Source organism: Georgenia sp. AZ-5, assembly GCF_043952095.1.
Taxonomy (GTDB): Bacteria; Actinomycetota; Actinomycetes; order Actinomycetales; family Actinomycetaceae; genus Georgenia.
On record NZ_JBINOU010000001.1, the window covers coordinates 2,253,198 to 2,274,717 of the forward strand.

Here is a 21,520-nt window from a genome sequence, read left to right on the forward strand (position 1 = left end):
TCGGACGCCGTCGCGACGGGGTAGGCGCGCAGCCCTGCCGAGGGCGCGAAAAAGGCCCCCAGGAGCGATCCTGGGGGCCTTTCGAGCCTGTGGTGGCCCCCGCCCCCCTCACGGGGCGGGGGGCGGCGCGTGTGGCGCCTGATCAGGCCGGGACGATGAGGCCCGACGCCTGCGTGGTCGCCTTGGAGAGGCGCGCGGCGACGTCCTGCCAGTTGACGATGTTCCAGAACGCCTTGACGTAGTCGGCCTTGACGTTGAGGTAGTCGAGGTAGAAGGCGTGCTCCCACATGTCCAGCTGCAGCAGCGGGATGGTGCCGACCGGGACGTTGTTCTGCTGGTCGAACATCTGGAAGATGACGAGCCTGCCCGAGACGGAGTCGTAGGCGAGCACCGACCAGCCGGAGCCCTGGATGGCCGTGGCGTTGGCGCTGAAGTGGTTCTTGAACTTCTCGAAGTCGCCGAAGGAGTCCTTGATGGCCTCGGCGACCTCGCCCTCGGGCTCGCCGCCGCCCTCGGGGGAGAGGTTGTTCCAGAAGATCGTGTGGTTGATGTGCCCGCCGAGGTTGAACGAGAGGTTCTTCTCGTACAGGTTGATGGCGGCGAGGTCGCCGTTCTCGCGGGCCCCGGCCAGCTTCTCCAGCGCGGTGTTCGCGCCGTCGACGTAGGTGGCGTGGTGCTTGTCGTGGTGCAGCTCCATGATCTTGCCGCTGATGTGCGGCTCGAGGGCGCTGTAGTCGTAGGGAAGGTCGGGGAGCGTGTACACGGCCATGAATGTCCTCCTGGCTTGTCAGCGGTGCCTGGCACCGGCATTGCTCTGTCGTCCCGGGAGCGAGCCCGGTCACATGGGACAACCTATGCGGTCCGGTTCTGTTCCCGCGCGTCCGCGCCGTGAGACGTGCACGGGCCGCACTACGGACGATAGCCGCCCTACGTCGTGACCTGCGCAGACGGGGAACTGGTCGCGACGGCGCAGCGGCGGGGCGCGGGACGACGGCGCAGCGGCAGGGCGCGGGACGACGGCGCGGCCGGGGCGAGCGGGCGGCGCGACAGCCCGGCGAGCCCCGGATGCAGCCCGCAGACGACGAAGCGGCCGGGCTCCCGAGGGAGCCCGGCCGCCAGGGTGGGGTGGTCAGCCCTGCCGGGACCTGGCGAGCGTGGCCACGGAGCTGCTGGCCGGCACGCCGGGGTCGTGGTGCCCGTGCGACGGCTCGAGCTCGACACCGACGCCGCCGCCCCGGACGGGGTGGACGGGGCCGTCGTCGCCCTCGATCTCGCCGTGGTGGTCCACCGAGACGAGCTCCGCCGGGGTCACCGGCTCGACGCGGTCCTCGTAGAAGAACCGGGAGAGCTTGTACCGCATCAGGTCCTTGCGGTAGCCGGGACGGTCGACGCCGTTGCGGTCGGTCGCGGGCTCCACCTCGAGCGGACGCTTGGGCTCGTGCTGGACCAGCACCCACCGCTCGTGCTCGTCCAGCGGCTTGTGGACCTCCATGAACGCGCCGGAGGGCAGCTGCACCACGCGGCCCGTCTCGTGCCCGTGCAGGGCCAGCTCGCGGTCACGCCGCTGCAGCGCCAGGCAGACGCGCTTGGTGATGACGAACGCGAGGACGGGCCCGACGAAGAACAGGATGCGGAACGCCCAGGTGATGTCGTTGATGGACAGGTCGAAGTGCGTGGCGATCAGGTCGTTCGAGCCCGCGGCCACGAGGATCAGGAACTCGACGACGATCGCGACGCCGATCCCCGTGCGGACCGGGACGTTGCGCGGCCGGTCGAGGACGTGGTGCTCCTTCTTGTCGTTGGTCGCCCAGGCCTCGATGAACGGGTAGACGGCGAGCAGCCCGAAGAGGATGCCGGGGATCACGAGCCCGGGGATGAGGACGTTCAGCGAGAGCGTGTACCCGCCGATCACGACCTCCCAGCCCGGCATGAGGCGCAGCGCACCCTCCATGAAGAGCATGTACCAGTCGGGCTGGGCGCCCGCGGAGACGGGGGAGGGGTCGTACGGCCCGTAGTTCCACACCGCGTTGATCGAGAGGAACGCGCCCATCAGCGCGAGGACGCCGAAGGTGATGAAGAAGAAACCGGCCATCTTGGCCACGTAGTTCGGGAACGCCGGGTAGCCGACCACGTTGTTGTTCGAGTGCCCGGGCCCGGGGTACTGCGTGTGCTTGTGCACGACCATGAGGATCAGGTGCACGGTCACCAGCGCGATGATCAGGCCGGGGATCAGCAGGATGTGCACGGTGAACAGCCGCGGGATGATGACGGTGCCGGGGAACTCGCCGCCGAAGAGCCCGTAGCTCGCGTAGGACCCGATGATCGGGATCGCCTTCGCCACGCCGTCGGCGATGCGCAGGCCGTTGCCGGAGAGCACGTCGTCGGGCAGCGAGTAGCCGGAGAAGCCGGCCAGGAGCGCGAGGATCAGCAGCGAGAAGCCGACCAGCCAGTTGAGCTCGCGCGGCTTGCGGAACGCGCCCGTGAAGAACACGCGGAACATGTGCACCACGGCGCCGCCGATGAAGACCAGCGCGGCCCAGTGGTGCATCTGCCGCATGAGGAGGCCGCCCTTGACCTCGAAGGACATGTAGACGGTGGACGCGAACGCCTCGGACATCGCGACGCCCTGCATGCTCTCGGGCTGCGCGTCCTCGGGGTAGGTCGTGTGCGCCATGGACGGGTCGAAGAACATCGTCAGGAAGATGCCGGTCAGCACCAGCACGACGAAGCTCCACAGCGCGATCTCGCCGAGGAGGAACGACCAGTGGTCCGGGAAGATCTTGCGGGCGAGGAGCTTGACCGCCTTGCCCGCGGAGACCCGGGTGTCGAGGTAGTCCGCCGTCGCCGCCATCGGCTTGGAGGGCTGGTACCCGCGCGCGCGGGTGGTGGACGTGCTCACTTCAGACGCTCCCAGAAGCTCGGGCCGATCGGCTCGCGAAAGTCGCTGCGCGCGACGAGGTAGCCCTCGGTGTCCACCGTGATCGGCAGCTGCGGCAGGGGCCGCTTGGCGGGGCCGAAGACGACCTTCGCCTCGTCGCCGATGTCGAACGTCGACTGGTGGCACGGGCACAGCAGGTGGTGGGTCTGCTGCTCGTACAGCGCCACGGGGCAGCCGACGTGCGTGCAGATCTTCGAGTACGCGACGATGCCGTCGTAGGACCAGTCCGCCTTCTCCGGCGACTCCTTCAGGTCGCGCGGGTCGAGGCGGACCAGGAGGACGACGGCCTTCGCCTTCTCCTCGTAGTAGTGCTCCTCCTCCGTCAGCCCGTGCGGGATGACGTGGAAGACGGAGCCGATGGTGACGTCGGAGGCCTTGATCGGGGTGTCCTCCGGGTCACGAGCCAGGCGGCGGCCCACGGAGCCGTCCGGCAGCGAGCCGAAGGTGCCCTCGGGGGTGTCGCCCCAGATGGTGTGCCTGAACTTCGAGACGTTCCAGTCGTCGCCGAGGTTGCCCACGAGCGGGACGAGGATCGGCAGCGGCGCGAGGGCGGCGGCGCCGGCCAGCGCCCCCTTGAGGACGGGCCGGCGGGCGATGCCGGAGTCGTTGACGCCGTCGACCATCATCTGGGCGGCCACGCGGCGGCCCTCGTCGTCCAGGCGCTGCGCGTGGCGCAGCTCCACCCGGACCGTGTCGTTCATCAGCGCCTTCGCCCAGTGGATGGCGGCCATGCCGATGCCGAGCATGCCGAGGCCGAGGCCCGCGCCGAGCACGGCGGTGGACAGCCGCAGGTTGAACAGCGTGCCGTCCAGCGGGATGAGGAAGTACGCCACGAGCGCGGCGACGGACGCGAGCACCGAGACGAGGAAGAGCAGGACGACGATCCGCTCCGCGCGCTTGTTGGCGCGCGGGTCGACGTCGGTCAGCCGGGGCTTGTGCTGCTCCAGGCCGGGGTTCGGGAAACGCTCCGGCACCTCGGGGGAGGCGGTGGCGTCGTACTGGTCGAGGGTGCTCACGAGGACTTCGCTCCGATCCACACGGCGAAGCCGATGAGCCCGCCGATGCCGATGACAAACGCCCACACGAACTCGGCGACGGGGCCGAGCGCGCCGAGCTTGAGGCCGCCGGGGGAGGTCTCGCGCTGCTCGTACAGGAAGGCGATGATGTCCTGCTTGCCCTGCGGGTCGATGTTGGCCTCGTTGAACACGGGCATCGACTGCGGGCCGGTGAGCATGGCCTCGTAGATCTCGGTCGGCGTGGAGTCGTCGAGGGACGGGGCGTACTTGCCCTCGCTCAGCGCACCGCCGGCGCCGACGGCGTTGTGGCACATGGCGCAGTTGGTGCGGAAGAGCTCCATGCCGCGGGCGGGGTCGCCGCCGGCGGGGTCGACCTGCTCCGCGGTGGGGATGGCGGGACCGGGGCCGAGGGAGGCGACGTACGCCGCCATCTGGGTGATCTCCTCGGTGTTGAACTGCGCGGGCTTCTCCTCGGCCTGCGGGGAGTTGTTCGCCATGGGCATCCGGCCGGTGGAGACCTGGAAGTCCACGGAGGCGGCGCCGACGCCGATGAGCGAGGGGGCGATGTCCGTGCCCTGGGCGTCCAGGCCGTGGCAGGTCGAGCAGTTGGCCTGGAAGAGCTCCTTGCCCTGCTGGGTGTCCTGGGCGTTGCCCGTGGTCGCCGCGGTGGCGGGCTTCGGGGCGAGGGCGGCGTACAGGCCGCCGATCAGGAGCAGGGCGAGCAGCACGAGGAGGGCCGGGGCGTACCGGCTCCTCCTGCTGGCGGCGAGTGCCTTCACGATGGTGGTTCCTCGTTCGGGTCGGGGGCGGGCAGGTCGGTGAGGAAGGGCGCGCGCGCCGGTCACCTCAGGATGTAGATGATGAAGAACAGGGCGATCCAGACCACGTCGACGAAGTGCCAGTAGTACGACGTGACGACCGCGCTGCCCGCCTCGAGGTGCCCGAACCGCTTCGCCGCGAAGGCGCGGGCCAGGACGAACAGGAAGGCGACGAGACCGCCGATGACGTGCAGGGCGTGGAAGCCGGTGGTGATGTAGAAGACGGAGCCGTAGGAGCCCGAGGAGATCGTCAGCCCGTGCTCGACGAGCTCCGCGTACTCGGTGACCTGCCCGGCGACGAAGAACGCGCCCATGAGGAAGGTCAGCGTGTACCACTCGATCATGCCCCAGCGGGCCACGTTGAGCAGCGAGCCCGTCCGCGAGGCCTGGAAGCGCTCGGCGGCGAAGACACCCATCTGGCAGGTGACCGAGCTCAGCACGAGGACGGTGGTGTTGGCTGCCGCGAACGGGAAGTTCAGCACGCTGGAGGAATCGGCCCAGATCTCCGGACCTGCGACGGAGCGGTGCGTGAAGTACATCGCGAAGAGACCCGCGAAGAACATCAGCTCGCTGGAGAGCCAGACGATGACGCCGACCGACAGGGTGTTCGGGCGGGTCACCTGCACGTGGGCAGCGCTCGGGGCGACGGTGGTGGTTGACGACACGCTGTCATTATGGCCCAGGTCAAGGCCTGGATCGCCAGTCAATGACCGGGCGAGTCGCCCCGGAGGGGCGGGACGAGCGTGGTTCCGCCGAAAACCTGCGCGGCGGGGCCTCGGTCCCGCGCCGGTGGCGGCCCCGTGGGCGGGCGACATGTCCGGTCCGCCCGGTTGCCGGCGGGTGTCGTCAGGCCCGTCGCCGGCGCGCCGGACGGCGCCCGCAGGCGGCACGAGGTGCCCGGCCGGCGGCGCCACGGGCCCCGCGAGGTGTCCGGCGGGCGGGGCGCCGCGGGGCCAGGTGCCCGTGCCCACTAGCATGAGCGCCAGGACGGTGACGCGTGCGCCCCGCCCGCGACCATCAGCACCGGCGCGGCCCCATCCGCGCCGCACGGGACCTGCCCTGGAGGACGACGATGACGAGCACCCAGACCCCACCCGCGCCCACGGCGGAGGAGACGGGGACCGTCGACCTGCTCATCTACAGCGACGACGTCGACACCCGGCAGGCGGTGATGGCCGCCGTCGGCCGGCGCGCCGCGAAGGACCTGCCGCTGATCCGGTGGACGGAGGCGGCCACCCACGCGGGCGTGGTGAAGAAGGTCGAGGAGGGCAGCTTCGCCCTGCTCGTGCTCGACGGCGAGGCCGCCAAGGTGGGCGGCATGGCCGTGTGCCGCCAGCTGAAGAACGAGGTCTACAACTGCCCGCCCGCGCTCGTGCTGACCGCCCGGCCGCAGGACGCCTGGCTCGCCGCGTGGGCCGAGGCGGACGCGATCGTCTCCGCCCCGCTGGACCCCGTGGAGCTGCAGGAGGCAGTCGCCTCCCTGCTGCGCCGGGTCGCGAAGTGACCGCGGCGCAGGACGGCCGGCACGACAGCGAGCCGACCTGGCCCGGCCTGCTGGTCCAGCTCGTCAACCGCCGCGACCTCACGGCCGACGAGACCGCGTGGGCGATGGACCAGGTGATGGAGGGCCTCACCACCCCCAGCGTGCTCGCGGGGTTCCTCACCGCGCTGGCCACCAAGGGCGAGACGGTCGACGAGCTGCGCGGCCTGGCCGACGCGATGCTCGACCACGCCCTCCCGATCGACGTGCCGTCCGAGGTGGTCGACATCGTGGGCACCGGCGGTGACCGGCTGCACACCGTGAACATCTCCACGATGGCGTCGCTCGTCATCGCGGCCGCCGGCGTCGGCGTGGTCAAGCACGGCAACAGGGCTTCCAGCTCCTCGTCGGGCTCCGCCGACGTGCTGGAGGCGCTCGGGGTGGACCTGAACCTGGAGATCCCCCGCGTCGAGGAGGTCTTCCGCGAGCTCGGCATCACCTTCCTCTTCGCCAACCTCTTCCACCCGTCCATGCGGCACGCGGCCCTGACCCGCAGGGAGCTCGGCATCGGCACGGCGTTCAACCTGCTGGGGCCGCTGACGAACCCCGCCCGCCCGCGGGCCGGCGCGATCGGCGTCTCCGACGCGCGCACCGCCCCGCTGGTGGCCGGGGTGCTCGCCGGCCGCGGGAACCGCGCCCTGGTGTTCCGGGGCCGCAACGGCCTCGACGAGCTCAGCGCCACGGCGGTGAACGAGGTGTGGGAGGTCCGCGACGGCTCGGTCACGGAGCACACCCTGGACGCCGTGGCCGAGCTGGGCCTGACGCCGGCGACGGTGGAGCAGCTGCGGGGCAAGGACCCGCGGTACAACGCGGGCGTGGCCCGGGAGGTCCTGGCCGGCAGGACGGGACCGGTGCGCGAGGCCGTGCTGCTCAACGCCGCCGCGGCCCTCGTCGCCGACGGGACCCTGCCGGGCACCTCCGGCGAGGGCGGCCTCGCCGACCGCCTCACGTCCGGCGTCGAGCACGCGACGCGCGCCGTCGACTCCGGCGCGGCGGCCGACCTCCTGGAGCGCTGGGTCGCCCTGACGCGCTAGCCCGCGCCGGCAGCAAAAGCCCCCGGGACGGGACCGTCCCGGGGGCTCTGCTCGTCCGGGTGGCCGGCCACGCGGTCCCCGCGAGCCGGTCCGCCTGCGGCACGCGGCCGGCCCGGCGGGCCGTCAGTCCAGGCCGATGTGGAAGGCCTGCTCGAGGTCGTGCTGGGAGTACGCCTGGAAGGCGATGTACGTCTTGGTCCCGACCACACCGTCCACCTTGCCGAGCTGGTCGGCGACGACCTTGGCGAGGTCCTCGTGCTCGCGCACCCGGGCGATCGCCACGAGGTCGACGTCCCCGGTGACCGAGTAGACCTCGCTGATGCCGTCCAGGTCGGCCACCTCCTGGGCGACCTCGGGGATCTTCGCGACGTCGGCGTCGATGAGCACGATGGCGGTCAGCATGTTCGCTCCTTGGGCTGCGGGCCGCGCCGGGGCTGCGCCGGACGCGGGTTGGGACGCTTCCATCATCCCCTGGCCGGGAGCTGATGTCGTGCAGCCCCGCGCACGGGGCACGCCAGCGGCATCACACCCGGCTCGACCTCCACCAGGCGCACGCCGGGCTGCTCGAGCCAGGAGGCGACCAGCTCGGACTCCTCCACGGGGGCGGCGCCGCACGCCGTCGCCGGCGGTGGGACGGCCTCCGCCGTCGCCCGCAGCGCCTGGGCGACCGGCATCGGGTCCGCGCCGGGCTCGCTCGCCGCCGTCCCGGCGAGCCTGCCGTGGCGCACCAGGACGAACTCCCAGCCGCCCCGGTCCCGGCGGCGGGCCGCGAGGATCTCCGGCGTGGTCACGAGGGGCCGGAGCCGCTCGCTGCGGCGGGCGCCGGCCAGCAGCGCCTGGAGACGGTCGCGGTGCGTCGCCGCCTCCTCGTAGCGCTGCTGCGCGGCCAGCGCGCGGATCTTCCCGCGCAGCACGCCCACGACGTCGTCCACGTCTGTGCCGAGCACCGTCCGGGCCCGGGCCACGACCCCGGCGTAGCCCGCGACGTCCTGGCCGCCCACGCACGGGGCCCCGCACCGGCCCATCTCGGCCAGCGCGCAGGCGCTCGCGCCGGCGCGCGGGACCAGCGGGAGCCGAGCCGTGCAGCGGCGCACGGCCACCGCCTCCTGCACCGCCTCGAGCGCCTCGGTGGCGGCCCGGTGGGAGGTGAACGGTCCCAGGGCGGCGCCCAGCTGCTCGGCCGGCAGGTGGCGCACCAGGCTCAGCCGCGGGAAGGGCTCGTCGGTGAGGCGCAGCCAGGGTCGCCGCTCCGGACGGCGGGAGCGGCGGTTGTAGGGCGGGTCGAGCTCGGCGATGAGCCGGAGCTCGCGCACCTGCGCCTCGAGCACGGTCGCGCACGGGATGGTGCGGACCCCGGTGGCGACGTCGAGCATCTCGCCGATGCGCGCGCGCTTCTCCGCGGCGGTGAAGTAGCTCCGCACGCGCCGGTGGAGGTTGACCGCGGTGCCGACGTAGAGTACCTCCCCGCCGGGGCCGACGAACTGGTAGACGCCGGGGCCGTGCGGCAGCCCGTCGGCCATCGTGGCCTTGCGCCGGCGCTTCTGGGGGACCGGGTCGCTGGCGGTGTGCAGGTCCTCGAGGTGGGTGACGCCCAGCGGCCCGAGCCGGCCGAGCAGGGCGTGCAGGACGTCGACCGTCGCGCGGGCGTCGTGCAGCGCGCGGTGGTCGGGGGTGACGGCGGTGGAGAACAGCGCCGCCAGGGTGGACAGCTTGTGGTTGGGCGCCTCGTCCTTGGTGACGACCCGGCGGGCGAGCTTGACGGTGTCCACGACCGGCGGGCGGGGCCAGGTCAGGTCCATCCGCTCGGTGGCGTGGCGCAGGAAGCCTGCGTCGAAGCCGGCGTTGTGCGCCACCAGCACCGCGCCGCGGCCGAAGCCGGCGAACTCCAGGAACGCCGGCAGGACCTCGGCGATCGGCGGGGCCTGGATGACCATCGCGTTGGTGATGCCCGTGAGCACGGTGATGGTCGGCGGGATGGGCATCCCGGGGTTCACCAGCGTCTGGAACTCGCCCAGCACCTCGCCGCCGCGCACCTTCACGGCGCCGATCTCGGTGATCTCCGAGCCGGCCGGCGAGCCGCCGGTCGTCTCGAGGTCGACCACGACGAAGGTCACCTCGTGCAGGGCGGTGCCCAGGTCACCGAGCCCGAGCTGGACGGGCGTCCCGCTGACGCCGGCCGACCGGGTCGCGTCGTCCAGGGGGAGTCGGCCGCCCGGGGCGGCCGCGAGGAGCGAGCGCTGCATGGGCGTCACCGTACGTGCGCCCACCGACACGGCCCGGGAGGCGGCCGGGTGTGCCGCCGCCTCCCGAGCGCCTACTGCCCGGCCGTGGCCTCGAACTCGCGCTTGGTCGAGGCGTCCGCGTAGAACGCCTCGATGGTGCCGGCGAAGTCGGCGAGGACCTTGTCCCGCTTCACCTTCAGCGACGGCGTGAGGTAGCCGTTCTCGACCGTGAAGTCCCCGGGGAGCACGTGGAAGGCGCGGATGGACTCCGCGCGCGAGACCCGGCCGTTTGCGCGGTCGACGGCCATCTGCAGGTGCTCGCGCACGAAGGGGTCCTCGGCGGCCTCCTCCACGGTGAGCGGCTCGCGGCCGTGGTTGGCGAGCCAGCCCGGCAGCATCTCGGCGTCGAGGGTGATCAGTGCGCCGATGAACGGGCGCTGGTCGCCCACGACCACGCACTGGGAGACGAGGGCGTGCGCCCGGATGGAGTCCTCGAGCGGGGCCGGGGCGACGTTCTTGCCGCCGGCGGTCACGATGATCTCCTTCTTGCGGCCGGTGATGCGCAGGTACCCGTCGGAGTCCATGGAGCCCAGGTCACCGGTGCGGAACCAGCCGTCCGTGAACGCCGCCGCGGTGCCCTCGGGGTCGTTGTGGTACCCGCGGAAGACCGGGATGCCCTTGACGAGGATCTCGCCGTCCTCGGCGATCCTGACGGCGGTGCCGGGCAGCGGCGGGCCGACGGTGCCGATCTTGATCTTCTCGGGCCGGGTGACGTTGGTCGGCGCCGTCGTCTCGGTCAGGCCGTAGCCCTCCAGCACGATGAGCCCCACGCCGCGGTAGAAGTGGCCGAGCCGCTCGCCCAGCGGTGCGCCGCCGGAGACGGCGTACTCCGCCTGGCCCCCCATGGCTTGGCGGAGCTTGTGCAGCACGAGCTTGTCGGCGAGCCGGTGCTGCGCGCGCAGGACGGCGGACGGCCCGCCGGCGTCGAGGCTGCGCGAGTAGGCGATGGCGACCTTCGCGGCCCACCGGAAGATGCGGAGCTTGAGCCCGCCCCCCGTCTTCTGCTCGGCACCGTTGTAGACCTTCTCCCACACCCGGGGCACCGAGAGGATGAACGTGGGCCGGAAGGTCGCGAAGTCGGCGACGGCCTGCTTGGTGTCGGGCGTGTGCCCCAGCGGCCGGCCGGCGAGGAGCACCAGCACCTCGACGAACCGGGCGAAGACGTGCGCCAGCGGGATGAAGAGCAGCGACCGGGCGCCGGGCGGGGCGAAGACGACGTTGATCGCCTCGATGGCCTCGAGGGAGAGGTTGACGAAGTTGCCGTGCGTGAGCTCGGCGCCCTTCGGCCGCCCGGTCGTGCCCGAGGTGTAGATGATCGTCGCGAGGTCGTCGAGGCCGACGGCGGCGCGGCGCTCCTCCAGGACGGCGTCGGGCACGTCCCGCCCGAGCTCGGTGAGGGTCGCGAGCGCGCCGTCCTCGATCTGCCACACCTCCCGCAGCGCGGGCGTGCCGCCGTCCTCGTGCCGCGCCTGCTCCACGGTGGCGGCGTTGTCGGCGTTCTCCACGAACGCGACCACGGCCCCCGAGTCGGAGAGGATCCACTGCGCCTGCGCGGGCGAGCTCGACTCGTAGATCGGCACCGGCACCGCGCCGACGTGCCAGGCCGCCAGGTCGATCAGCGTCCACTCCAGGCGGGTGCGGCACATGATGCCCACCGCCTGGCCGGGCTCCACCCCGGCGGCGACGAGCCCCTTGGCGATCTCCTCCACGCGCGCGAGGGTCCAGGTGGCGTCGTGCTTCACCCACTGCCCGCCCACCTTCTCCTCGTACAGCACCTGGGTGGGGCGCTGCCGGGCGTGGTCGACCAGGTAGTCGGTGATGCTGCGCGAAGGGTCGACCTCGACCCGGCGGGGTACCGCGAACTCGTCCATGCTGTCTCCATCGGCAGTAGGGCATGCGCAAACAGCCTATCGGCCCAGGTCACGGCATGGACAGTTTCCGCCCGACGGCGCGGCGTGCCTCTCGCGCACCGCGGGGGCGAGCCGGGACGATCAGGAGCAGCCAGGACGACGAGGAGAGACAGCATGCAGGCAGTGGGCGTGGACATCGGCGGCACGAAGATCGCCGCGGGCGTCGTCGACGAGGACGGCGAGGTGCTCGCCAGCACCCAGCACGAGACCGACCCGGACGACCCCGCCGAGATCGAGCGTGCCGTGGTCGCGGCGGTGTCCGAGCTGCGCGCCGACTTCGAGGTCGGGGCCGTGGGCGTCGCGGCGGCCGGGTTCATCAGCCCGCGTCGCGACGCGGTGCTCTTCGCGCCGAACATCGCGTGGCGCGACCACCCGCTGCGGGACCGGCTCTCCGCCGGGATCGACCTGCCCATCGTCGTGGAGAACGACGCCAACGCGGCCGGCTGGGCGGAGTTCCGCTTCGGGGCCGGCCGCGACGCCGAGCACATGGTGATGGCGACCGTCGGCACGGGGCTGGGCGGCGCGATCATCGTCGACGGACGCCTCCTGCGGGGCGCCTTCGGGGCCGCGGGGGAGATCGGCCACATGCAGATGGTCCCGCACGGCCACTACTGCGGCTGCGGGCACGAGGGCTGCTGGGAGATGTACGCCTCCGGGCGCGCCCTAGGCCGGGCGGCGCTCGCCGCCGTGGTCGCCCAGCCCGACCGGGCCGGCGCGCTCGTCGCCGCGGCCGGCGGGGCCGGCAACAAGATCAAGGGCGTGCACGTGACCGCCGCCGCCGAGGCGGGGGACCCGCTCGCCGTCGAGCTCCTCGCCGAGCTCGGCTACTGGCTCGGCGCCGGGATCTCGGACCTGGCCGCGATCGTCGACCCCGAGGTCGCGGTCGTCGGCGGGGGCGTCGCCGCGGCGGGGGACCTGCTGCTCAAGCCCGCTCGCGAGTCCTTCCGGGACCACCTCTCGGCCCGCGGCTACCGCGGCGAGCTGACCATCCAGCTCGCGGAGATGGGCAACGAGGCCGGGATCGTGGGCGCCGCGGACCTCGCGCGGCACTGAGCGCGCCGCCGGCGACGCCCGGACGACCCCACCGGCTGGTGCGTCGACCGCGCCGGCTGGTGCGGTCACACGACCGCGCCGTCGTCGCGGTCGTCGTCCCGCCGCGCGGGCATGCGCCACAGCAGCAGCGCGACGCCGCCCACCAGCGCCGCGCCCAGGCCCCCCAGGACGCCGTCCGGGAGCGGGCGCCAGACGACGGCGAGCACGAAGCCGAGGAGCACCGAGCCGACGGCGAGCACCCAGCCCAGCGTCAGCGCCGGGTCGGCGTGGGTGAGCGGCTCGGGCTCCGGCGGCACGTAGCCCTCGTCCTCGTCGTCCTCGGCGGGGGAGTAGTCGCGCGGGCCGGGGAGCGGGACCGGCGCGGCCGGGCCGGACGGGCCGGCCCGGAGCTCGGGCGCGGCCTCGCCGGCGGGCGTGGGCGAGGCGGCCGCGGCCGCGTCGGGGCCGGACCTGCCGAGGCGCGTGCCGCCGTCGTCGGCGGGCACCTGCAGCTCGCCGAGCTCCGCCGTCAGCTCCGCCCACCGGGCCGCGACGGTGGCGTCGTCGAGGGACTCGTGCGGGTCCTGCTCGCCGTCACGGGTAGGTCCAGGCATGACAATCACTCTAGAGTGAACACCCGACGCCGCGGTGCTCAGCGGGCGGCGGCTCGCGAGCGGACGGCGGAGGTCAACCAGGGTGTTCTACGGGTTCATGAAGGCGACGCTGGGGACGCTCCTGCGCGTCGTCTACCAACCGTGGATCCGCGGCGCGGAGAACATCCCGGCCACGGGTCCGGCGATCCTGGCCTCCAACCACCTGGCCGTCATCGACTCGTTCTTCCTGCCGCTGATGATCAGCCGGGAGATCGTCTTCCTCGGCAAGCAGGACTACTTCACCGGCAAGGGCCTCAAGGGCCGGTTCGTCGCCGCCTTCATGCGCGGCGTGGGCACCATCCCGGTCGACCGCTCGGGCGGCAAGGCGTCCGAGGCTGCCCTCTACACCGGCCTGCGCCGCCTGCGCGAGGGCGGCCTCTTCGGCATCTACCCCGAGGGCACGCGCAGCCCCGACGGGCGGCTCTACCGCGGCAAGACCGGCGTCGCCCGGCTCGCCCTGGAGTCCGGGGCGCCCGTCGTCCCGGTGGCCATGATCGGCACGAACATCGCCCAGCCCATCGGCAAGCGCATCCCCACGCTCCACCGCATCGGCGTCGTCATCGGCGAGCCGCTGGACTTCAGCCGCTACCGCGGCCTGGAGAACGACAGGTTCGTGCTGCGCTCGATCACCGACGAGATCATGTACGAGCTCATGCGCCTCTCCGGCCAGGAGTACGTCGACATCTACGCCGCCACCATGAAGAACCGCCTCGCCGCGGCCAAGAAGGAGCCGGGCAGGAAGCACGCCGAGGCGGTGGCGGAGGCCGCCGCGCAGGCGCCGGTGGGCGCCCCCGGCGGGCGCCCGGTGCCCGACGTCGCCGTGCCGGAGCCCGACGAGGCCGAGCTGGCCGCGGGCGCGGCCGCCGCCGCTGCCGCCGCCCACCGCCTCGCGGCCCAGGACGGCGGGGAGGGCGCGGGCGGGCAGGACCAAGAGGCCCGAGCCGGGCGCGGCTAGGCACCGCCGCGCCGCGCCGCGCGCCCCGTGGCGGTGGGGGTGCGCGCCCCTAGGATGAGGCACGGGCCGGCAGCCTCGCGGCGCGACCGTCCCGGCCGGGCGCCCGCCCCGGCCCCGCCAAGTTCAGCAACGGAAGGTTCTCGATGTCGGTCCGTCGTGTTGCCCTGCTCACCGCCGGTGGCTTCGCCCCGTGCCTCTCCTCTGCCGTCGGGGGGCTGATCGAGCGTTACACCGAGATCGCCCCCGAGATCGAGATCGTGGCCTACCAGCACGGCTACCACGGCCTGCTCACCGGCAACAAGATCGTCGTGGACGACGAGGCGCGCGCCCGCGCGGGGGTGCTGCACCGCTTCGGCGGCAGCCCGATCGGCAACTCCCGCGTCAAGCTCACCAACGCCAGGGACCTCGTCGCGCGGGGCCTCGTCCAGGAGGGTGAGAACCCCCTCCAGGTGGCGGCGGAGCGCCTGCGCGAGGACGGCGTCGACGTGCTGCACACGATCGGCGGCGACGACACCAACACCACCGCCGCCGACCTCGCCGCGTACCTCGAGGAGAACGGCTACCACCTCACGGTCGTCGGGCTGCCCAAGACCATCGACAACGACATCGTGCCCATCCGGCAGTCCCTCGGCGCGTGGACCGCCGCGGAGGAGGCCAGCGAGTTCGCCCAGAACATCATCGGCGAGCACCGGGTCAGCCCCCGGATGCTGATCGTCCACGAGGTCATGGGCCGGCACTGCGGGTGGCTCACCGCCGCGGCCGCCCGCTCCTACCGCGGCTGGCTGGACACCCAGGAGTGGGTGCCCAGCATCGGCCTGAGCAAGGAGCGCTGGGACATCCACGCCGTCTTCCTGCCCGAGATGCAGATCGACGTCGCCGGCGAGGCCGAGCGGCTGCGCGGCGTCATGGACGAGGTGGGCAACGTCAACATCTTCCTGTCGGAGGGCGCCGGCGTGCCCGAGATCGTCAACGAGCTCGAGGCGGCGGGCGAGGAGGTCCAGCGCGACCCGTTCGGGCACGTGAAGCTCGACACCATCAACCCGGGGCAGTGGTTCGCGAAGCAGTTCGCCGAGCGGATCGGCGCGGAGAAGGTCATGGTGCAGAAGTCCGGGTACTTCTCGCGGTCCTCCCGCGCGAACGGCGAGGACCTCCGGCTGATCAAGTCGATGACCGACCTCGCCGTCGAGTGCGCGCTCAGGAGCGAGTCCGGCGTGATCGGCCACGACGAGGAGGACGGCGACCGGCTCAAGGCCATCCCGTTCCCCCGGATCGCGGGGGGCAAGGCGTTCGACGTCTCCCAGCCGTGGTTCGGCGAGCTCATGGCGGGCATCGGCCAGACCGTCGTGCCGGCGCACGCCGCGGCGCACTGACGCACCTGTGGTCGCCGGCCCGGGCGGCCGGCGGCCACCGCCGCCGCGGCGGCGCTCGGCCGGCGAGCCGCTTCCGGCTCATGGACGCGCGTCCGGGAGGGGGCCGCGCGGCACCTATCCTGTCCTGGTGAGCATCAAGGCACCTGAGGACGTCCTGGCCGGGCTGCAGCACTGGCGGAACCTGCCCGCCGCGCACCAGCCCGAGTGGCCGGACGCGGCCGAGCTGAGCGCCGCGACGACCGAGCTGCGGGAGTGGCCCCCGCTGGTCTTCGCCGGCGAGGCGGACAGCCTGCGGGGGAAGCTGGCCGCCGCCCAGCGCGGCGAGGCCTTCCTCCTCCAGGGCGGCGACTGCGCGGAGACCTTCGCCGAGTCGACGGCCGACCGGATCCGCAACAAGATCCGCACCATCCTGCAGATGGCCGCCGTCCTCACGTACGGCGGCGGTCTCCCGGTCGTCAAGATGGGCCGGATGGCGGGGCAGTACGCCAAGCCGCGCAGCAACAACCTCGAGACGCGGGACGGCGTGACGCTGCCGGCCTACCGCGGCGACGCCGTCAACGGCCACCCCTTCACCGAGGCGGCCCGCACCCCCGACCCGCAGAGGCTGCTGCGCGCGTACCACCACTCCGCCACGACGATCAACCTCATCCGGGCGTTCACCCAGGGCGGCTACGCCGACCTGCGCCTCGTGCACGACTGGAACCGCGGGTTCATGTCGAACCCCGCCTACGCCCGCTACGAGGTGCTGGCCGGCGAGATCGACCGGGCCATGCGGTTCATGAACGCCGCCGGGGTCGACTTCGACGCCCTGAAGACCGTCGACTTCTACACCTCCCACGAGGCGCTGCTGCTGGAGTACGAGTCGGCCATGACGCGCATCGACTCACGCACCGGCACGCCGTACAACACCTCCGGCCACTTCCTGTGGATCGGCGAGCGCACCCGGCAGGCCGACGGCGCCCACGTGGACCTGCTGTCCCGGGTGCGCAACCCGATCGGCGTCAAGCTCGGCCCGACGACCACCGGCGACGACGCGCTCGCGCTCGTCGACCGTCTCAACCCCGACGGCGAGCCGGGCAGGCTCACGTTCATCACCCGGATGGGCGCCGGGAGGATCCGCGACGTGCTCCCCGGGCTCGTCGAGCGGGTCACCGCCGACGGGCGCCCGGCGACCTGGGTGTGCGACCCCATGCACGGCAACACCATCACCTCGCCGTCCGGGTACAAGACCCGCGAGCTGGCCACCGTCCTCGACGAGGTCCACGGCTTCTTCGAGGTCCACCATGCCCTGGGGACCGTGCCGGGCGGCCTGCACGTCGAGCTCACCGGGGACGACGTCACCGAGGTGCTCGGCGGCAGCGAGGAGGTCGACGACGCCGCCCTGGCGCGCCGGTACGAGACGCTGGTCGACCCGCGCCTGAACCACCAGCAGTCGCTGGAGATGGCCTTCGACGTCGCCGAGCTGCTGCGCGACCGCTGAGACCGTGACGCCGGACGCCGTGTCACCCGACGCCGTGCCGCCAGGCGCCGGCCTCCACCGGACCCTGCCGCCGGGCCAGCACCTGGTGCGCGAGGCGCCGGTGATGCACTACGGGCCGGTGCCGAGGCGGCGGCCCGACCGGTGGCGGTTCACCGTGGGCGGCGCGACGGAGAGCGGCGAGGAGCACACCTTCACCCTCCCGCAGCTGCTCGGACTGACCCGGGCGGAGGTGGTCGCGGACCTGCACTGCGCGACGGGGTGGTCGGCCGCGGACCTGTCGTGGTCGGGCGTCCTCGCCCGTGATGTCGTCGACCTCGCGCCGCCCCGGACGGACGTCGAGCACGTGCTGGTCTTCGCGGAGTACGGCTACAGCGCGACCGTGCGGCTGGAGGACCTGGTCTCCGGCCGCACGCTCCTCGCGACCCACCACGACGGTGCGCCCCTCAGCGACGAGCGCGGCGGGCCGATGCGGCTGATCCTGCCCCACCTGTACTCCTGGAAGGGCCCGAAGTGGGCGCGGGGGTGGAACTACCTCACGGAGGTGCAGCGGGGCTTCTGGGAGGAGCGCGGTTACCACCTGCGCGGGGACGTGTGGTGCGAGGAGCGGTACACCCACCAGGAGTGACGCGGGCCGGGTCATTGCACCAGGGCCCTGGCTACCCCGCGGCCCCACGGAACACCCGCGGCCGCCGCTGGTGAGCGCGGGCGCCGTCGTCATCAGGGACCCGCACGCCCGGTGGCGCGCCGGGTCGGGGCCTGAGCGGCCGGCCGCGGCGCCGGGGTCAGACGACCGTGAGCGTGACGACGCTGCCGCGCGGCAGCATCGTGCCCGCAGCGGGGTCCTGGGCGCGCACCGTGCCGAAGAAGCCGCCGAGGATCTCCTCCACGTCGACCTCGAAGCCGGCGCTCTCGAGCGCCTGCTGCGCCTGCTCGACCTGGCGGCCCACGACGTCGGGCACCGCGAAGAGCTCGGGCCCGCGCGAGACCACGAGCGAGACGGCGTCGCCGCGGTAGAGCTGCGCGGAGCCCGCAGCGGGGTCCTGGCTGATGACGCGCCCCGCGGCGACGTCGTCGGAGAAGGCCTCGGTGACGCTGCCGACGACGAGGCCCGCGTCCTCGAGGGCCGCGACGGCGGACTCCCGGGTCTGCCCGGTCACGTCTGGCAGGTCGACGGGCTCGCGCCCGGCCGAGACGACGAGCGCCACCGACGTCGTGTGCGGCACCACCTCGCCGGCGGCCGGGTCGGTGGAGATCACCGCGCCCGCGGGGACGCTGGCGTGGTACTGCTCGCTCACCTGTGGCTCGGGCAGACCGGCGTCGCCCAGCGCGGCGACCGCGTCGGCGAGGGTGGCACCGGCCGTCTCCGGGACGGTGACCATGAGGATGCCCTCGGAGACGGACACGGTGACCTCGGTGCCCTTGCGCACCTCGTCGCCGGCCGCGGGGTCGGTCGCTATGACGGTCCCCTCGGGCACCGTGTCGTGGTGCGTGCGCGCGACGTCCGGAACCAGCTCGGCCTCGCGCAGCGCCGTCACGGCCTCGTCCTCGGTCAGACCGGTGACGTCGGGGGTCGGGACGGCCTCGCCCGGTCCCGCCTGGAACCACCACAGCGTGCCGGCGCCGGCGGCGACGAGGAGCACCAGCAGGGTGACGACCAGGCGGGTCCAGCGGAAGGGGCGCCGGGCGCGGGACGCCGGGGGCTCGGGGGCCGGCGCGATCGCGCCGATGGGCAGCGCCACGGTGCCCCGGCCGCCGGGGAGCTCGGTGGCCCGCGTGGCGTCCGGCTCCGCGGGGGCGGCCTCGGCGGCCACCGCCTCGGGTGCCGCGACGTCGGCCGCCGGCCGGCCGGCCGTGGCGATCTCGGCGCGCCGCTCCAGCGTGGCGGGGTCGAGCGCGGCGAGGCAGCGGCGCACGAGCGCGAGGGCGGCGTCGGCGTCGGCGGGGCGCTCCTCCGGGGAGCGCGCCGTGAGGGCGGCGACGACCTCGTCGACCTCGACCGGCAGCCACCGGACGGCGGCCGAGGGGGCGGGCACCACGGAGTTCACGTGCTGGAACGCCACCTGGATGGGGGCCTCGCCGGTGAACGGCTGCGAGCCGGTGATGAGCTCGTAGAGCAGGACGCCGACGGCGTAGACGTCCGCGCGCGGGTCGGCGTGGCCGTCGGTGACGATCTCCGGGGCGAGGTAGGCGACGGTGCCCAGGATGGTCCCGGTGGACGCGGCGGTCGCCTCGCTGACCGCGCGGGCCAGCCCGAAGTCGGCGACCTTGGGGCGCCCGTCAGCGGCGAGCAGGACGTTCTCGGGCTTGATGTCGCGGTGGACGAGCCCCGCGCGGTGCGCGCTGCCGAGGGCGTCGAGGATCTGCCCCACCAGCCGGAGCGCCTGGCCGAGCGGCAGGGCACCCTGCCGGCGCAGCACGGTGCGCAGGTTGGGGCCCTCGACGAACTCCATCGTGAGGTAGATCGCGTCGCCCGCGTTGCCCTGGTCGTGCACGGCGACGACGCCGGGGTGGCTCAGCCGGGCCGCGGCGCGGGCCTCCCGCCGGAAGCGGGCCACGAAGTCGGCGCTCTCCGCCAGGTGCGGGTGCATCACCTTGACGGCCACGGTGCGCTCGAGGCGACGGTCGACGGCGCGGTAGACGGTGGCCATCCCGCCGCGGGCGACACGCGCGGTCACCTCGTACCGGTCGTCGACCAGGCGGCCGATCATCGGGTCGAGGGTAGCGGTGTCCACAGACGCCAGCCTAACCGGCGCCGGACGCAGAACCCCCGGCAGCCGGGCATGTCGTCGGCGACATCGTGCCGCGGGGCCTGGCCGCCAGGGTGGGCGCCCGGCGTCAGAAGCGCTGCATGTGGGCCTTGACGCTGGCCACGTAGCGCTTGGTGTCGGAGAACATCCCGTTGCGCTTCACCGAGCCGGCGCCCTGGTAGTAGCTGGCGATCGCCGTGTCCAGGTCGGGGCTCGTCCGGACGAGCTGGCGGATGATCGCGACGCCGGCCACCACGTTGTCGTACGGGTCCAGCAGGTTCAGGTCGCGGCCCACCAGGTCCGAGGCCCACTCGCCCGAAGACGGGATCACCTGCATCGTGCCGATGGCGTTGGCGGGGGAGACGGATGCGTGGTTGAAGCCGGACTCCTGGTAGGCGTGCGCCTGCGCCAGGACCGGGTCGACCCCCATCTGCCGGGCGACGCTGGCGACCATGGCCTGCATCTCGGCGCGGGAGGGCACGCCCATGGCGAGCAGCTGGCCCTTGTTGGCGTTGGCCGCGGCGACGGTGGAGTCCGGGTACACCCGGCCCAGGAAGGTGTTCGGCACGAGCTGGTTCGACACCGGCGTGGCGGCGGTCGGGGCGGCCGTGCCGGGGACCTTGAGCGTCTGGCCGACGTAGATGAGTCCCGCGTTGCCGAGCTGGTTCGCCTGGACGATCGCGCTCACGGTGGTGCCCCAGGACTTGGCGAGCCCGGAGACGGTGTCGCCGGCGCGGACGGTGTAGGTGCTCGCCGCCGGGGTGGCCGCCGCCGGGGCGGCCGGGGTGGGCGCCGACTTGGCCGGCGCGGCGGCGGAGCCGCCGATGGTGAGGGTCTGGCCGACGTAGATGACGGCCTTCGGGCCGAGGTCGTTGGCCGCGACGATCGCCGAGACCGTCGTGCCGTACCGCTGGGCGAGCCCGGAGACGGTGTCGCCCGCCACCACCTTGTGCGTCGTCCCCGACGACGGCGCGGCGGCCGGAGCCGCCGGCGCGGGGGCGGGAGCCGCCGGCGCGGGCGCGGGAGCGGCGGCAGGCGCCGAGCTCCCCGGGATGGTCAGGCGCTGGCCGGCGAAGATCAGGTGCGCCGAGCGCAGGCCGTTGGCGCTGACGATCGCGGACACGGTGGTGCCGTACTGCTTGGCGATGCCGGACACCGTCTCTCCCGCCCGGACGGTGTGGGTGCCGCCGGCCGTGGCGGCGGGCGCCGGGGCGCTCGTCGCGGCGGGTGCCGGGGACGTGCCGGGGGAGGGGACCCTGAGCATCTGGCCCACGCGGATCAGCGCGCGGGAGTCCAGCCCGTTCGCCTGCACGATCGCGCTCACCGACGAGCCGGTGCGCAGCGCGATGTGGGAGACGGTGTCGCCCGCCTGCACGCGGTAGGTCATGAACGGCGCCGCGGCTGGGGCGGCGCGCAGCGCCGTCGCACCGACGGTCGCGCCGTGGAGGTTCGTCGCGGGCAGGCTGGGCGCGGCCTGCGCCTGTGCCGCCGGGACGGCCACGCCCACCGCGGTGGAGGCGGCAAGGGCCAGGCCCACGCCGGCGCGGCCCGCGTTGTTGCGTGCGGCGGTGCGGGATCGTTCGGCCTTCGACATCGGTCCTCCATCGAGATGTACAGAAGTGACGGCGGGAGCTGCCCGCCGCCGACCACTCCGACGCCCCCCGTCGACCGTGGCTCGGTGACTTTCTAGACTGCTGTTGCTCATGGTACGGCTGTTAACGGGTGTGACAGTAGCGACTGATGTG

General features: G+C 73.4%; 18 protein-coding genes. 7 read left to right on the forward strand and 11 right to left on the reverse strand.

Going from position 1 to position 21,520, the window contains the following annotated elements:
* Positions 1–142: 142 nt before the first annotated feature.
* The 5 genes from ACF0H8_RS10620 to ACF0H8_RS10640 form a co-directional block, all read right to left on the reverse strand.
* A complete protein-coding gene (locus ACF0H8_RS10620) occupies positions 143–769 on the reverse strand; it encodes a superoxide dismutase (protein ID WP_395288898.1) in 627 nt (208 codons plus the stop codon).
* Positions 770–1,129: 360 nt separating this feature from the next.
* Positions 1,130–2,851, reverse strand: a complete 1,722-nt coding sequence (locus tag ACF0H8_RS10625; RefSeq protein WP_395290868.1) for a cytochrome bc complex cytochrome b subunit — start codon at positions 2,849–2,851, stop codon at positions 1,130–1,132.
* Between the two features lie 44 nt (positions 2,852–2,895).
* Positions 2,896–3,954 (reverse strand): Rieske 2Fe-2S domain-containing protein, encoded by a 1,059-nt coding sequence (locus tag ACF0H8_RS10630; protein ID WP_395288899.1) that lies wholly within the window; start codon positions 3,952–3,954, stop codon positions 2,896–2,898.
* A complete protein-coding gene (locus tag ACF0H8_RS10635) occupies positions 3,951–4,733 on the reverse strand; it encodes a c-type cytochrome (protein ID WP_395288900.1) in 783 nt (260 codons plus the stop codon). Before ACF0H8_RS10635 ends, ACF0H8_RS10630 begins: the two co-directional genes overlap by 4 nt.
* A 62-nt stretch (positions 4,734–4,795) precedes the next feature.
* Positions 4,796–5,437: a heme-copper oxidase subunit III gene (locus tag ACF0H8_RS10640; RefSeq protein WP_395288901.1), complete on the reverse strand. Its 642-nt coding sequence runs from the start codon at positions 5,435–5,437 to the stop codon at positions 4,796–4,798.
* Between the two features lie 407 nt (positions 5,438–5,844).
* Between ACF0H8_RS10640 and ACF0H8_RS10645 the strand changes: the two genes are divergently transcribed.
* Both ACF0H8_RS10645 and trpD read left to right on the forward strand, forming a co-directional pair.
* Complete coding sequence (locus ACF0H8_RS10645; protein WP_395288902.1) at positions 5,845–6,276, forward strand: hypothetical protein; 432 nt, start codon at positions 5,845–5,847, stop codon at positions 6,274–6,276.
* On the forward strand, positions 6,273–7,346 hold the full coding sequence (gene trpD / locus ACF0H8_RS10650; protein WP_395288903.1) for an anthranilate phosphoribosyltransferase: 1,074 nt from the start codon (positions 6,273–6,275) through the stop codon (positions 7,344–7,346). The genes ACF0H8_RS10645 and trpD overlap by 4 nt, the downstream gene beginning before the upstream one ends.
* Before the next feature lie 123 nt (positions 7,347–7,469).
* Here the strand turns inward: trpD and ACF0H8_RS10655 are convergent, their stop codons facing one another.
* The 3 genes from ACF0H8_RS10655 to ACF0H8_RS10665 form a co-directional block, all read right to left on the reverse strand.
* Entirely contained in the window at positions 7,470–7,748 is a 279-nt protein-coding gene (locus ACF0H8_RS10655; RefSeq protein WP_395288904.1) for an Lrp/AsnC family transcriptional regulator, read from the reverse strand.
* Between the two features lie 62 nt (positions 7,749–7,810).
* A complete protein-coding gene (locus tag ACF0H8_RS10660) occupies positions 7,811–9,589 on the reverse strand; it encodes a DEDD exonuclease domain-containing protein (RefSeq protein WP_395288905.1) in 1,779 nt (592 codons plus the stop codon).
* Between the two features lie 71 nt (positions 9,590–9,660).
* Positions 9,661–11,499, reverse strand: coding sequence for an AMP-dependent synthetase/ligase (locus tag ACF0H8_RS10665; protein WP_395288906.1), 1,839 nt, complete (start codon positions 11,497–11,499; stop codon positions 9,661–9,663).
* Positions 11,500–11,652: 153 nt separating this feature from the next.
* Here ACF0H8_RS10665 and ACF0H8_RS10670 point away from each other — a divergent pair, with 153 nt between their 5' ends.
* Complete coding sequence (locus ACF0H8_RS10670) at positions 11,653–12,591, forward strand: ROK family glucokinase (protein ID WP_395288907.1); 939 nt, start codon at positions 11,653–11,655, stop codon at positions 12,589–12,591.
* A gap of 65 nt (positions 12,592–12,656) precedes the next feature.
* Here the strand turns inward: ACF0H8_RS10670 and ACF0H8_RS10675 are convergent, their stop codons facing one another.
* Complete coding sequence (locus ACF0H8_RS10675; RefSeq protein WP_395288908.1) at positions 12,657–13,184, reverse strand: hypothetical protein; 528 nt, start codon at positions 13,182–13,184, stop codon at positions 12,657–12,659.
* Between the two features lie 82 nt (positions 13,185–13,266).
* On the opposite strand from ACF0H8_RS10675, the gene ACF0H8_RS10680 reads away from it, so the two are divergent.
* The 4 genes from ACF0H8_RS10680 (at position 13,267) to ACF0H8_RS10695 (ending at position 17,653) form a co-directional block, all read left to right on the forward strand.
* Positions 13,267–14,178, forward strand: coding sequence for a lysophospholipid acyltransferase family protein (locus tag ACF0H8_RS10680; RefSeq protein WP_395288909.1), 912 nt, complete (start codon positions 13,267–13,269; stop codon positions 14,176–14,178).
* Between the two features lie 143 nt (positions 14,179–14,321).
* On the forward strand, positions 14,322–15,548 hold the full coding sequence (locus ACF0H8_RS10685) for a pyrophosphate--fructose-6-phosphate 1-phosphotransferase (protein ID WP_395288910.1): 1,227 nt from the start codon (positions 14,322–14,324) through the stop codon (positions 15,546–15,548).
* 127 nt (positions 15,549–15,675) lie between these two features.
* Positions 15,676–17,028, forward strand: coding sequence for a class II 3-deoxy-7-phosphoheptulonate synthase (locus ACF0H8_RS10690; protein ID WP_395288911.1), 1,353 nt, complete (start codon positions 15,676–15,678; stop codon positions 17,026–17,028).
* Between the two features lie 19 nt (positions 17,029–17,047).
* Positions 17,048–17,653 (forward strand): molybdopterin-dependent oxidoreductase, encoded by a 606-nt coding sequence (locus ACF0H8_RS10695; protein WP_395288912.1) that lies wholly within the window; start codon positions 17,048–17,050, stop codon positions 17,651–17,653.
* A gap of 157 nt (positions 17,654–17,810) precedes the next feature.
* Here ACF0H8_RS10695 and pknB read toward each other — a convergent pair whose 3' ends face one another.
* On the reverse strand, positions 17,811–19,760 hold the full coding sequence (pknB, locus tag ACF0H8_RS10700) for a Stk1 family PASTA domain-containing Ser/Thr kinase (protein ID WP_395288913.1): 1,950 nt from the start codon (positions 19,758–19,760) through the stop codon (positions 17,811–17,813).
* Between the two features lie 103 nt (positions 19,761–19,863).
* Positions 19,864–21,369, reverse strand: coding sequence for a LysM peptidoglycan-binding domain-containing protein (locus ACF0H8_RS10705; RefSeq protein WP_395288914.1), 1,506 nt, complete (start codon positions 21,367–21,369; stop codon positions 19,864–19,866).
* Between the last annotated feature and the right edge of the window lie 151 nt (positions 21,370–21,520).